This is a genomic window from Psychrobacter sp. PG1, from assembly GCF_014897815.1.
Taxonomy (GTDB): Bacteria; Pseudomonadota; Gammaproteobacteria; order Pseudomonadales; family Moraxellaceae; genus Psychrobacter.
The window spans coordinates 86,121-100,083 of the sequence record NZ_JABUZG010000038.1; the positions used below are offsets into that span (position 1 = coordinate 86,121).

Genomic DNA, 13,963 nt, shown 5'->3' on the forward strand with positions numbered 1-13,963 from the left:
AATAAAAAAGAGAATTATGAACACAATAAGCCTGCTGGTCTCTTTGCAGATAAGGCTTATGAGGCAACCTCTAATACCGCAAACAGCACTTTAAAATCAGCTGTAACTGAGTCAGTGGAAACTCAAGACAATCAACCTTTATCAACTGAACCATTAACAACAACGACAAGTATGACAAGGAAAACCATCGCCAGTGGTGAACCGCTAAAATTGGCTGTCGTTGGTCATACCAATACGGGCAAGACATCCATACTGCGTACACTATTGCGTGACGTCTATTTTGGTGAAGTCAAAAACGAAGCCGCGACTACCCGTCATGTAGAGCAAGCCAAATTAACAGACAGCCAAACGGGCGAAGTGTTGGTGGTATTGTATGACACACCGGGTTTAGAAGATGCGTCAGGATTGATGGATTGGTTAGAGGACAATACCGCCAGTCGGCGTGATGGCATTGAGCGTTTACAACAGTTTTTGGCAGCAGATATTGCCCAAGGTGGTGAGGCACTAAATAGCAATGAGGACTATAGCCAAGAGGCCAAAGTAATTCGGCAGCTGTTGGCAAGTGATATGGCCATTTATGTCGTCGATGCACGTGAGCCGGTACTCGGTAAATATAAAGACGAGTTAGCTATTTTATCTTGGGCAGCGATTCCTGTGATGCCAGTATTTAATTTCACTGACGCTCAGGATGCCAATATAGATGAGTGGCAGACCATGCTGGCAAGACGTAATTTACATATCTCAACGCGCTTTGATTCTGTTGCCTTTGAATTTAACGATGAAATGCGTCTATGGCAAAATTTAGCCACCATGCTCACCCACTCAGAGATGCTTGAGCAATTAATGGCGCGCCGCACTGAAAACTGGGCGCAGCTAAATGACGAGGCCAATATTATCATTGCTGATTTTTTAATCAATGTTGCTGCTTTTGTTCGTGAGATTAGTGAAGATGACGACCCAATGCCAGTATTACAGCAAATGCAAGAAGCTGTTCGCCAAAGTGAACGGGCGATGCAGAACAACTTGCTCAATTTATATAAGTTTTATGACAATGACGTAGCAGCAACGCCGCTTGAGCTAAAAGCCTATCAACAAGATCCGTTTGACCCTGAACTGCTAAAAAGCTATGGCATACGCACGACTTCTGGAGCAGCAGCTGGTGCACTATTAGGCTTAGGGATTGATGCGGCCGCTCTTGGTACAACCTTGGGGTTGGGTGCTGCCATTGGTGGTATCGCAGGTGGGCTGTTATCTAATACCAGTAGTATTGCCGATAGAATCACTGGGGTAAAACGTTTGTATATCGACCCTGCTACCCTAACCTTGCTGGCCACTCGAGCCATAGATTTATTGACAGCATTGCGCCATCGTGGTCATGCTGCAACTGATGCCACGCAATTGCTGTATAAAGGTGAGAAATCCAGTATTGAACAGTCGTTAGATGACGAAAGCGCCACTGTCACACCATGGCCGACACATAAATTGCCCAGTGAGCTAAAAAAAGCTCGTAGTAAACCGCAGTGGTCATCACTCAGTAGTGGTAAATCTGAACAAGCTCAATTATTACGCGCAGATATGGCATGGTCGCTGGCAAGTAAGCTGTCGTCGTATCAGGGTCAGCCATAGTGCATAAACATGTTTGAGATAAAATTTCTTACTGACGGGCTTTATGATGCTGGGCTTACTAATGCACTTAAGGCAAAAGTACCGCGTACGTCCGTTTGTTGCAGATATATTGGGTATAGCGGATACTTGGGAAAGCTTTGCTCAATATTTTGCATTAATTGTTGCTGGCGCTCAGCTCGATGACGCCAAAACGTATCAGACTGGGTCGGTGCTATCAACTGATTAATAACGATTGCGGCTGGCATGAGCTTACTGTCTTCTAACTGCTCTATCGCTCGCTTTGTTTCAGCCAGTGGCAATACATCAGCCGTCATAACCAATACAATGGCGGTTTGTGTACGGTCATGCAGTAGCAATCCTGCCTGACGAAATAGCTGTTTGCGTTTCTCTAGTACGGATACTGCTTGCTCCCAGCGATCATTCTTCTTTTCAGCAAACGGATTGGCTAAATCATTTTTGTTATTGTGTTGTTCATGACTGCCCAAATGATTTGCCACTGAGCGAAGTTTTGCTTGCCTTCGCTGCTGTGCCAGTAGCCCATCCGTCCACGCACCCATCATTTCAGGCAGCACTAATAAACGCAGTGTATGTCCCGTCGGTGCGGTATCAAAAATAATATGCTCATAGCCGGCATCTGCTGCTGCAACCAAGTGCTGGCACATAGATTCGAGCATGGCGGCTTCTTGTGCACCAGGCGCTGATTTTGATAGCCGTAGATGCTCGCGAATTTTTGGCATCATGTCTGGATTGGCATAAGAAGTAATGGTACGTTCAACTTGGGCAAAATGCTCATCAACGATGATATCAGGGTTTAGTTCAATAGCATCTAGACAAGGAGTTACTACTGTTTTTTGGTTTTTGAGCGGGACGTTTAACACATCGCCCAAGCTGTGTGCTGGATCGGTCGAGACAATCAGTGTCTTTTTGCCTTGGTTGGCATAATAGCTGGCAAGTGCAGCGGCAGTGGTGGTTTTACCGACACCGCCCTTGCCACCGATAAATATAATCGGTTGTGTTGCCAGTTGCTCTACCAATGCGGGTAAAGGGTGTAATGCCATACTTATATCTCATTTTGATGAATTCAACGTAAACTAGCAGCAACCTACGTGGTCAAAAGGGCATCTATCCATGCCCATACGTGTATGCCACTCATGGAAGTTTTCTAAAAACAATGGCTGCAACTCTAATGTATAAAAGCTTGCCGGATTGTCGATACCCAAGCTTTCCGCAAACATGAGTAGCATAAAAAAATCTTCCTCATCACGCGCAGCGCGTGCCATCGTTTGACGATAAGGCGCATGATAAAACTCATTTAACCCTGCCGCAAATCTTTGCCACCATGGCTCAATATTTTTTATAGGCTTTGTCATATCCGTGTTTTCCATAATCACTCTTCTTTTTCGGATGCTTATTAACTATCATGCCTATATGAGACAAAAAACGCCAGCAATTGCTGCTAGCGTTTTTTATACATTTAACATGGCTTAGAGGTTGCTTTTGCCTCTGTGTATTGACCATTCTTTGCGGAGTACCGATAGACTCTCAAACGTTACTAAGATTGTGGCTATCAAGATAATGATATCCATAATAATAAGTAACCAGTTACCGTCATTGAAAAAGGTTTTTAGCTGAATCAATAACGCAAAAACCGTCATGACCAGTAAGAATGACAATGGCCCCAAGGTATACCACACAGGTCTGCCTTTACGTAACAATATAACGGTGACAATCATCAAGGTTAATGCAGCCATTAGCTGATTCGTCGTGCCAAATAACGGCCAAATAATCATACCGCCAGCACCATCGATGCCACCAGCACCAAAGGCTAATAACAAACAGCTACCAACGGCAAGCAATGTTGCCACCACACTCTTATTCAGCACGGGCAGTTTATAAATCTCACCAAATTCTTGGAAGATATAGCGTTGCAAACGTACCCCAGTATCCATCGTGGTGCCAGCGAACAATGCTGCCATTACCGTCAGCATCGTCTGTGATAAAACCATATCAATACCGACGCCTGCATTCAAGATAGTCGCACCGCCATCAATAAAGGCACCAATAGAGCCATCGCCAAATTTTTGATACACTGCTTGCCAATCACCAAGAGTTGCAAAGCCTGCCGTTGCCGCAAGTATCGCACCCAGTGCCAGCATCCCCTCACCCATGGCACCGAAGTAACCAACGAATCGCACATCTTCTTCTTTATCAATCTGCTTAGACGTCGTACCCGTTGCCACCAAACCATGAAAGCCTGAAATTGCACCACAAGCAATGGTGACAAACAATAAAGGCACCATAGATGGTGTACCGATTGGCAATGCCGTGTTTATCGCTGGCGCGACAATATTCGGCGTCGCAATAAAGATGGCAGCGTATAGCAAAATTAGACCGACAAATAATTGTAAGCCATTGATATAATCGCGCGGCTGCAAGAGCATCCAAACCGGTAATAAAGAAGCGATTGCCGCATAAGCAAACAAGATGATAATCCAAACAGCATTGTCAGGTAAGCCTAAGAATGTCTCAGGTAATACGACAGGGAACATAGGACCAAGATAGATAAGCCCATATAAAGCCGTGACCCCAATGATTGATACCCAAACCAGATTCATCTTATAGCGATAAATACACTGACCGATAATAAAGGCGACTATCAAAGCCCCCCAAACAGGTAGCACAGCGGATGGGGTTTTTATCATCATATTAGCAATAGCGACGCCAAATACCGCATTTACCATGAGTAATAATAGGAAGATAACGATCATCATCAAGCTACGTACACGTGTACCCATGACGGTACCGGCAATCGAGCCAATCGACTGGCCTCGATTACGCATACTAGCCCAAATAGCTGACATATCGTGGACACCTGCCATAAAAATCGTGCCCAATACTACCCAAATGATAGCAGGTACCCAGCCCCAAATAACCGCAATGGCAGGACCAATAATCGGCGCTGCCCCTGCGACTGAAGTAAAATGATGTCCCCATAGCACGTATTTATTAGTGGGAATATAATCCACCCCATCTTTCATAGTGTGCGCTGGCGTGGGGATACTGTTATCCAATGCCAAGATTTTAGTAGCGATAAATTTTGAGTAAAACAGATAACCGCAAAGCATCGCGGCAACAGCAAACACTAGCACGATTGCACTATTCATCTTATCTCTCCTTAGACAAGTAATAGGTAGCCTTATAAGTTCAAGCTTTTTAATTTAGAATATAAAAACTATGTTAAATTAGTCGGCGACTAGTGACTTAGCGCACCTGTCCAAAGGCTGTTTATAGAAGTACTGTAGTATTATCATCCATTAATAAGGCTTTGCATTCTATCGTTAGCACATGTCACTAGTCAGCATATGGTGAGTCTTTGACTGCAACCCATTTAGATACTAACTGATTTAACGACAAATGTAACGCTGGTTAAACATGAAAAACAACAAATAAAGGAAGCACCATGGCGCATTATTTTGGGTTTGTACCTTCAGATAAATTGAAAGCATTAATCATTGACGCTGAGCAAGTGATTGCCTCAAATGAGGAGGTGGAATACTACCCATATCGTGATGCCCTAACGCATCAAACAGCACGTGATCTAATCGACAATTTGTTGATTGGATTGGTAGATATTATTCCAAACCCTGAACGTCAAGCTTCGATGCGCAAAATTGTTGGCACAGTTGAAAAAGCGACAGATACGCTGTTTAACATCTTACTCGGTAAAGAGAATAACGAAGAAGTGATGCCAAGCTTTCATTTCTTGAGAGATCGGGCGACGTTTATTGATAACGAAGGTGTAAAACGAGTGGGTTTCAAATTATCTGATGTAGATGCGCAAACCATCGAAAAAGGCTTTGCTGCTATCACACCTGAGCAAGTAGATATGAAAGCCTTTAAAACAGCGCTTGAAACCATGAATGAAGAGACATTGACTCATTTTATCAGCCGCTATGCTGAAACACTGAAACTTGGCATGATTAAACGCAAAGCTGTCCCAGTTGCCAAAGCCGCCATTGATAAAGGCATGAGTATGGCCTTAAATAAGTTGCTACCCGACCTACCTGATCGCTCTTTAAATCGTTTAGCAAACTATTACCGCCCTTTCATCGTAGAAAAGCCGGAATAAATGCCAGTATTTGATTAATTTTGTCTCAAAAGACAGATGGTATTGGGCAAATTCACTAAAATTTGCTAAAATAAGCGGCACTTTTTACCGAAGGCGCACCCGATGACCCAAATCAGCAACCAAGAAATTGAAAAAACATTACGCAACTCAGAGTGCCTTATCAGTAGCATCGAAGTAGCCGCTGCTTATGAGCGCCTTGCCGCCCAGCTCAACCTACATTATGCTGGTTTAAACCCAATCGTTATGGTTGTTATGAATGGTGGACTTATTCCAGCTGGTCAACTATTGACTCATTTGACGTTCTATCATCGCATGCATTATATTCATGCATCGCGCTATCGTGATAATGCAGGCACCAATGAGCTAGATTGGAAATTCAAACCTGATGTTAGTATCGAAGGTGAGCATGTATTGCTGATTGACGATATTTTTGATGAAGGTATTACGCTAAAAACAGTTGTTGAAGAATTAAGCAAAGAAAAACCTTTATCACTTGAATGTTGTGTGTTGCTTAATAAAGAGCATGATCGTAAAGTTGAAGATTTTGATGTTGATTTTGTCGGTATCAATGTTGCAGATCGTTATGTCTATGGCTGTGGTATGGATTTCCATGGTTACTTACGTCATCTGCCTGGCATCTATGCCATCAAAGAAGACAAAGTTTAAGTTCTACATTTGAGTTCAAAAAAAGCATCCGATTTGGATGCTTTTTTATTGCTTAGATTTTGTATGTGCTGTTAATTTTGCTACTCATACAAAGCCCGTATTTTTTCTGTAGGCAGTATGTTTTTACCAGTCACCATGAAGAAATAATCGAGTTGCCAATTCTGTGTCTTCTTAGCGGTATTACTGATTGGCTTATCCCAGCTAGGATACACCCTGATAGCCATCTTACCTTTTGTAAAATGAGACTGAAGAATATGATGTCTAAGCAAGACATTTTTTGGAAAAACAAACTGCCCAAATGTATGGTTGTCTTTAAATGTGGTGATTACCAACAAGTCTGGTGACGAATCATATTGAAAAGGTTGATTAATACTTTTGGAATCCTTTTCCCAAAAGGTAACAAATTGCCCTACTTTGGTAGGTGTTTGTTTAGCTACTCTGAATCTAACTATTTTGACAGTCAGTCTGTTCATTAATTCAAATGTACCAGCAGCATATTCTAGATTTTGTTGTTCTTCCTTAGCTGAAGCAATAATCAATTGGTTGGGCTTATAAATAATTTCATTAATATGCTCTAGCGCAGTATCAAAGGTATACAACTCTAGTCCTCTTTTTATATTTCTTAGTATTTGTCTATTAATGCTTAGAAAACTGTAATGCCAAACCTGTATGGCGCTCAGTAGGTGTTTGAACAGCCTTTTCAAAAGCAGATTCTGTACTATATATGGTTACCTGTTTCTTAGCACGGGTCACCGCCGTATAAATAAGCTCTTTGCTTAGCAATCTAGCATGACTATTATCAAAAGTAATGGCAACGTGCTTAAACTCAGATCCTTGTGATTTATGAATGGTCATCGCATATGCGGTGGCAACTACCTCTTCGTTTAGCAGATTGACAGGAATACCCTGTGTTTTATTCTCGAAAAACACTTCTAATCGACTTCTTTCATCCGATGTTTGTAAGCAAAAACCAATGTCACCATTAAATAATCCTAACTCATAGTTATTTTGTAAAACCATCACAGGACGACCATGGAACCATGTGTTTTGGCCCAGTGGCAGCTTTAGTTCAGTTAGGTGCCACTGAGTGAGATAGTTATTAATGTAGTGATCGCCCCATTCACCATTATGACCAGCACTTAGAATTCTAAACTCATTAAATGTCTCCATTAGTGACGTAATCGTATTTTTTACTGATTCTGGCATGGATTTTTCTATTGGATCTTTCAGGATTTCTTTTACTTTATTTATATATTTGATATATTTTAACGACATTTTTGGAATAATTTTTTTATTACTTAGGCTATTTCTTGTCTTATTATCTTTAAGCTCATTTGTTTGCAGCGTATTTACATACTGAAAACTCAAGGCTTCATCCTGCCTTAACAGCTGCCAGATGGCTTGAGTATCTAACTTTGCCTGATTAATTTGGTAGGCAAGTTTGCCAATACCTGATTCTGCGCTGAATCTGCGGCTTTCGGTTAACTCTGCATGAATGGGTTGTAACAGTGGAATACGGCACAAGTCAGCCAACACTGCTCCTGCATCTACCGCTGCTAGCTGGTTCGCGTCGCCCAATAGTATCAGCCTTGCACCTGGTTTCACTGCACTCACGAGATAATTAGCCAACTCGACCCCGAGCATCGATGCCTCATCAACGATGATGATATCTTCACCGAGTGGATTGTTAGTATCGTAGCGCGGTCTGCCCGTCCGACCAATACCTAACAAACGATGGATGGTTTTAGCTTCTTGTAACTGTAGATCAATATTTGCTGCATCGAGAGCCGCCTGTAAAGATTCTTGCATGCGCTGGGCGGCCTTACCAGTTGGTGCTGCCAAAGCTAGACTGGCACTGTCCGTACTGAATCTAATATTTTCAGCCCCGTATCCCTCACTCTCTGTCGCTTGTTGCAGCGCAATGACTAACTGCGCCACGGTATAGGTTTTACCTGTACCTGGACCACCAGTGATGATGCTAAATGCATTATTATTAGCCACATTAATAGCTGCTATCTGCTGATCGTTTAAATTTTTGGGTATTGATATATTTAGAGGGGTTATCTGTTGATTTAAAATAGTATTAATGTGCTGTGCTAAGTTAAACTCGGCTTGCCATGCACGATGTAGCCAAAAAGTTAGTGATACTACTGAACCTTCGGTGTTTTGACTGTTAACCTGTTTGTAAATAATAGGTTGATTTTTTTTGCTTAGGCTATTTACTTTATCGTTATTATTAATGCTACTATTAACTTCAGCAAACAAATCATGTTCGTTAACTAGGCGTATAAAAAAACTTAAGTCCGTATTTTTCAGTAATTGATATAGCGTAGCAATCATGTCAAAACGCTTGGTTAGCACCTCTTTTTCGTGGTTGCTAAGCGCCAATTGCATCCACAGCTGCTCTTTCTTATCAAATAGTGTGTCTAGCAATACGAATAGCGACCTTTCAGTTATAGAGTCATCTTCTGATTGCGTATTTAGTTTGCTATCTATCAGCGCAAAGATTGGCATTGCTAGCATCTCTAATAACTGTTGCTGCCAAGCATATAGCGTAACTACCTCATTATTTATTTGACCTTGCAATGCTTCTTCATGCTCAGAGGACTCAATGGTTAATACGGTATGCCCCTCTTCCAAATGAGTCGCTAACATAACGAATAGAGCGGTGAATAAATTACTTTCTTCTGTTTTATCGACTTGCTTGCTATCAGTATTAGCTTTTGCATCCGTTGCCTTATACGCTAAATACGTTTGCTCGCGGCGTAGCAATATATAATCACTGATGTTACTAGCCCAGCTTTGTTGTAGCCCAATTACTGCCTTGCTCTCTTTTTTATTATTACTCATCGTATGCTTGTCTCTATGTTGAAATAGTTAATCGATATCATGTTTTTAACATTTAATCATTACTTATAGCCTACTAGTTGGGCATGCCAAACAACGCATCTAGAGCCTTAATGAACTCAATTGGAATATCCCAAGTCACTAATCCATAACGGTCGTTGTGCATTGAGTGGCTATTATCAGCCTCTTTAACATCTTGTGATATATCATCAGCTATTTGAGAATTGGGATCATACACACCTCGTAAAAAGACATACTCCACAGCGCCTAAGTACTTATCTTCATTGCCTGCATAATCATGAATCCTCATTGAAAGGAATCGGTGTAATGCTACTTGATAAATCGCTGCTTGTAACCAGTACCCTGCCTTGGACATTGCTTGCTTAAGTGTATCTTTATTATAATCGCTTAGGCTATTTCCTAGAAAATTACTTTTATAATCGACAACGTAATACTTGCCAGCATGTTCGTACACTAAGTCAATTTCGCCGCGTAAATAACGATATAAATGTGCTTTGTTTTGCGGAATAAGAGTGACGTGTTTGTCCATCTCATTAGGGAGATATTGTTGGAAGAGTTTACTGATATCCTGTGCTTTAAAGCTCTCTGACAACCCCATATTGAACTCTAACTCAGAAAATCGCTGACCTGCATTAAGAGAGTTTAATGCTTGATTGGAGGCCAATAGCGGCGCATGTAGCACCTCTTCAATCCAATTGATTAGTGCCTCATGCTTGGTAGCATCTATTGAAGCAAGATCAAGTGAACTAGTATTGAATGAACCGTCATCGCCTTGCTCTTGTTTCTTCGCTTGCGATCGACGGCCTTGCTGCTCAGCGCTACTATAAACTAGAGGCAGTTGATAGCTGCTGATAGCTCTATCGATAACCTGAGACCACTGCGCTTTATTGCTGAAATCAATTTTTTCAAATATCTCATGCAAGAACGTACCCGCATTAGCACCTTTTACAAAGGTAAAGCGGATATCATCTTCTGACTTGAGGCTTAGTTCACTGTCTTTTTCGAGAAACTCTTTGCTATTAAGTGAATGGAGATCTGAAACTGAAGACTCTGTCATATCGATGTCTATCGCATCATCAATACGCTCATCGACTATCGCCATTGCTTGTGTAGATTCATCGAGCTGACGTGCCAAAGCGGTAAAGCTGGTCTTAGCCCAACCATAAAAATAATTGGTTTTCATAACCTCTGCAAAAGGCGCATACTCAATAGTCTCTGTGGCAGGCTTATGAGCATTTGACTTGGTAACAGCGAGCTGAACATTGTCATTTACGCCTGCTGATTTAGCATCGTTGCTTGCGTAATTCTTGTCGTAGAACTCATTAACCTTATGCCCTCTGAGCATGCCTATGGTACCTTTGAGTCTATCAGGCAGCTCAAATTTCGCTTCTGGTGATTCAAACCAATAAAACACTGGTTTTCGCTTCATATCTCTTGTGTCATTAGGGTCTCTCAAAACAACATAAAGCTGCTCACTGGCGCGAGTAAATGCCACATAACCAAGCCGTCGCAGCTCATCAAAGTCTTCTTGAGTTTCGATATTGGTGTAATAGTCCTCTGTAGTCGCTGAGCCTTTTAAGGATGAGAAGCGGCGCTGGTTTCCCGTTGATTCACTATCTATCGAATGATGAACTTCTGTCGACTTTATCACTAGAGCTGAAGGCGCTTGTTGGGCATTGTACAAGTACAATCCATAGTCTTCCTTATTGCCTGACTTCCTACTGGCATCACCCATTCCCAGTACATAGACAATGGGGAACTCAAGCCCTTTTGACTTATGAATGGTCATCAGCTGTACGCCAGACTCTGTCGGTAGCGGATATTGCTTAGCCCAATCGCTATTGGGCGCGGCATCTATATTTTGTCTAAACCAAGCCAATAGTTCATGCTCACCCATACCTAAGCCATATTGCGCCAAAACATCCATTACATGACGCAAATCCATGATATGACGATCGCCTTCTGGATGAGCCGCTAGCGCTTGCCAAACGCCTTGCGGCTGTATGGGATTTTTATCTAACAAGTAATGCAATGCTGACAAGATGCCAAAATGCTGCCAACGCTGTGTACCCTCTTTTAGATAGGTAATAAAGTCTTGATAGCTCTTTTTATTATCAGTAACTTCATTGGCTGGGAGGTCTTTCGAATTAGAGTTGTGTGAATGGGCGCTTGTGGTACTGCTGCTATCAGTAACTCCTGACTCATGATCCGTCATCATGGCTTTGATGTTTTTGATACTTAAGCCATATAAATGACTGGTCAACACCCGATTAATCATGTCATGACGATACGGATATAGCATGGCACTCAGCAGCGCCGCCACATCTTCTGCCATAATCGTTTCAAAGATACTGACATCACTGGTGGTTAAAGTCGGTACATTAAGCTTAACCAACTCATCTTCAACACGCTTTAAGTCTTTTTTAGTACGTGCCAGCACGCCGATATCACTGGGCTGAATCGGCTTGCCTTTTAAGGTCTGACCACTACTGAGCAAAGTGGCTATATGACGCGCCGTGATTTCATGCTCATCGTACTCAAGCTCTTTGTCTTTATCATAAGGCAAATGTAATACGCTCACTGGCTGGGCAGAGAGCACCTCAGTCACTAAAGTAGTGCTGTGAGCGTCTGGTTCATTAAACCAAGACAGCTGATTTTCTGGTTTTGCCGCTTTGATATGCTGGTAATAAATACCTGCGCCTAATTGAGCTAATTTGTTCTCGCCAGTGGTTACATCAGCCATGCCGAACCAACAGTTTAGGGCATTAATCACACCAGCATTTGAGCGGCGGTTAATATCGAGCGTCCAAAGCGTGCTTTTATCAAATTGGGCTTTCATGTAGTTATAGTTGGCCACATCACCACCACGAAACCCATAAATAGCCTGCTTGGGGTCACCAACCAATAGCAAAAACTCATGGCTGGCTTTTTTAGTAGCTGACTGTTTATCATTGTCAGCAACCTTGCCCTTTTTCTTTGGCAAATAGATACTTTCAATCATAATGGCTTGCGCGCCATTGATATCTTGTGATTCATCAATCAACGCTACTGGATAATGATGACGAATATAACGTGCCAGCTTCTCTCCTTGACGACCAGTTAATGCTTGGTTTAAACGTACCATCTGTAGACTAAAGGTCGTCTCACCACGCTCTTCCAAAATAATTGGTAGCCTGTCACGTACCGCAAGCACGATATGACGATTAAGATTGGCTAATACCAATAAAATATGCTGATTTAACCCTTCGACCATATCTAAGAGCACCATTAACTTACTAATGGTTTCTAACTCAAAAAGTGTCTGATGCTCTTTTTCTCTATCTTTGTTAAAGTTCTTAATTTTGCCATCTTCATTTGGATATCTCGCATCCTGCAAAGATGTCAGAATCTTATTTTCACGCTCGTTCAAATGGCTGTTAAATGCTAGCTGATATTGCGCTACCTTTTGATGAACATCTACAAGAGCATCGAAATGATTGGTTAAATTAGAATTTCCACGAAATCCTTGAGACTTTCTATAATCAGGGTTTAAATAAGGCTGAATGTCTGCTAAATCTAATTGAGCAAACTCATAAATTAATTTCTCATACGCAGTAAAGTCAAAACCTTGCTCCAGCTTTATCTCATCAATCGGTGCTGAAATAAAGTTAAGCGAGCGATTCACATATTTTTTATGATCACCAACTGCAGTCAGCTTGCCTTGTTGATCCATTAACGCATACAGTTTAGGCTGCTCATGATGCAAGCGGCTTTGAAACTGACGCAGCTCATCATGAATAATACTATCAGTCACCTGCTCGATACTGCTCTCTTCGATAATAGCCATACCTTGCTGATGACCCGTCTCGCTACTGTACTCCTTCAGCCATTTTTGCGCCAAGCTATCGAGCGTACCCACAAACAGTTTATCCAACGTGGTTAAAACCAGTGCGGTACGCCTGATAGCTTCCGTCATTGGATAGCTATACACGTGATCCAGCAAATAACCGACGAGATGCAGGTTAATGGGATCTTGCATGATGCCATCCAAGCGCACATATTTAGCCTGTGCTACCAACCAATCTTCACGGTCTTTTTTTGCTTGTACACGCTTTGTGACAGCAGCTTGCTTATCAGAGGCAAGGTCTTGGTTTAACTCATCAGCGCCTATCTCAGTATTTAAATCCGTACTTGATTTTTTGCCCTCTTGTTTATCCTTATCGCTTTCAGGCATCACCTGCAATATATTGGGATACAAAGCCTCCTTATTACTGGTATCAGCACTTAAACTGTTGACCCACTGCAATAATTGATAAAAATCCACCAAACGATCATGAATACGCTGACGCATCTCAGCGGCAGCGGCTCGCGTAAAGGTCGTGGCAATAATTTGCTCTGGCGCACGTCGTGCTTCAATTAGCAGGCGCAATACAATGCCTGTTAGCGTCCAAGTTTTACCAGTACCAGCAGACGCTTCAATCAGGTGCTTACCCGTTAGGTCAACATCAACTGCTGGTATCACATCAGCCTTACGCTCATTCATAGGTTCTGAGTGAGGCGCATCTGAGTGCTCATCGAATAAATGTGGCTGTGTAGAAAGTTCAATGATATTGGTTGGATCAGTCAAGTCTGTCATATGGGCGCATACTTTTAATTATTATCTATTAGAGCAAGAGAGCAAAAATTGATTATTCT

General features: G+C 42.1%; 9 protein-coding genes. 3 read left to right on the plus strand and 6 right to left on the minus strand.

Going from position 1 to position 13,963, the window contains the following annotated elements; all coding sequences use genetic code 11:
• Window positions 1-171: 171 nt before the first annotated feature.
• Window positions 172-1,626 (plus strand): DUF3482 domain-containing protein, encoded by a 1,455-nt coding sequence (locus INT03_RS02435; protein WP_413469110.1) that lies wholly within the window; start codon window positions 172-174, stop codon window positions 1,624-1,626.
• A gap of 41 nt (window positions 1,627-1,667) precedes the next feature.
• On the opposite strand, the gene INT03_RS02440 is transcribed toward INT03_RS02435, so the two are convergent.
• From INT03_RS02440 to INT03_RS02450, 3 genes are all read right to left on the minus strand, one after another.
• Window positions 1,668-2,684 carry an ArsA family ATPase gene (locus INT03_RS02440; RefSeq protein ID WP_193007425.1) on the minus strand — a complete coding sequence of 339 codons (1,017 nt, stop codon included), beginning with the start codon at window positions 2,682-2,684 and terminating at the stop codon, window positions 1,668-1,670.
• A gap of 33 nt (window positions 2,685-2,717) precedes the next feature.
• Window positions 2,718-3,011, minus strand: a complete 294-nt coding sequence (locus tag INT03_RS02445) for a cory-CC-star protein (protein WP_193007426.1) — start codon at window positions 3,009-3,011, stop codon at window positions 2,718-2,720.
• Window positions 3,012-3,110: 99 nt separating this feature from the next.
• On the minus strand, window positions 3,111-4,790 hold the full coding sequence (locus INT03_RS02450) for a carbon starvation protein A (protein ID WP_055125815.1): 1,680 nt from the start codon (window positions 4,788-4,790) through the stop codon (window positions 3,111-3,113).
• Window positions 4,791-5,086: 296 nt separating this feature from the next.
• Here INT03_RS02450 and INT03_RS02455 point away from each other — a divergent pair, with 296 nt between their 5' ends.
• Together INT03_RS02455 and INT03_RS02460 are read left to right on the plus strand one after the other, a co-directional pair.
• Window positions 5,087-5,755, plus strand: a complete 669-nt coding sequence (locus INT03_RS02455) for a hypothetical protein (protein WP_193007427.1) — start codon at window positions 5,087-5,089, stop codon at window positions 5,753-5,755.
• A 102-nt stretch (window positions 5,756-5,857) separates the two neighbouring features.
• Window positions 5,858-6,421 carry a hypoxanthine-guanine phosphoribosyltransferase gene (locus INT03_RS02460; RefSeq protein ID WP_045447249.1) on the plus strand — a complete coding sequence of 188 codons (564 nt, stop codon included), beginning with the start codon at window positions 5,858-5,860 and terminating at the stop codon, window positions 6,419-6,421.
• An 80-nt stretch (window positions 6,422-6,501) separates the two neighbouring features.
• Here INT03_RS02460 and INT03_RS02465 read toward each other — a convergent pair whose 3' ends face one another.
• The 3 genes from INT03_RS02465 to INT03_RS02475 all read right to left on the minus strand — a co-directional run bounded on the left by INT03_RS02465 (window position 6,502) and on the right by INT03_RS02475 (window position 13,904).
• A complete protein-coding gene (locus INT03_RS02465; protein ID WP_193007428.1) occupies window positions 6,502-7,020 on the minus strand; it encodes a MepB family protein in 519 nt (172 codons plus the stop codon).
• Between the two features lie 37 nt (window positions 7,021-7,057).
• Complete coding sequence (gene recD, locus INT03_RS02470) at window positions 7,058-9,271, minus strand: exodeoxyribonuclease V subunit alpha (RefSeq protein WP_193007429.1); 2,214 nt, start codon at window positions 9,269-9,271, stop codon at window positions 7,058-7,060.
• A gap of 73 nt (window positions 9,272-9,344) precedes the next feature.
• Window positions 9,345-13,904: a UvrD-helicase domain-containing protein gene (locus INT03_RS02475; RefSeq protein WP_193007430.1), complete on the minus strand. Its 4,560-nt coding sequence runs from the start codon at window positions 13,902-13,904 to the stop codon at window positions 9,345-9,347.
• Window positions 13,905-13,963: the final 59 nt, after the last annotated feature.

Coding starts and splice junctions, on each gene's coding strand:
- INT03_RS02435 (WP_413469110.1), top strand. CDS start 172: ATGACAAGGAAAACCATCGCCAGTGGTGAACCGCTAAAATTGGCTGTC.
- INT03_RS02440 (WP_193007425.1), bottom strand. CDS start 2,684: ATGGCATTACACCCTTTACCCGCATTGGTAGAGCAACTGGCAACACAA.
- INT03_RS02445 (WP_193007426.1), bottom strand. CDS start 3,011: ATGGAAAACACGGATATGACAAAGCCTATAAAAAATATTGAGCCATGG.
- INT03_RS02450 (WP_055125815.1), bottom strand. CDS start 4,790: ATGAATAGTGCAATCGTGCTAGTGTTTGCTGTTGCCGCGATGCTTTGC.
- INT03_RS02455 (WP_193007427.1), top strand. CDS start 5,087: ATGGCGCATTATTTTGGGTTTGTACCTTCAGATAAATTGAAAGCATTA.
- INT03_RS02460 (WP_045447249.1), top strand. CDS start 5,858: ATGACCCAAATCAGCAACCAAGAAATTGAAAAAACATTACGCAACTCA.
- recD (WP_193007429.1), bottom strand. CDS start 9,271: ATGAGTAATAATAAAAAAGAGAGCAAGGCAGTAATTGGGCTACAACAA.
- INT03_RS02475 (WP_193007430.1), bottom strand. CDS start 13,904: ATGACAGACTTGACTGATCCAACCAATATCATTGAACTTTCTACACAG.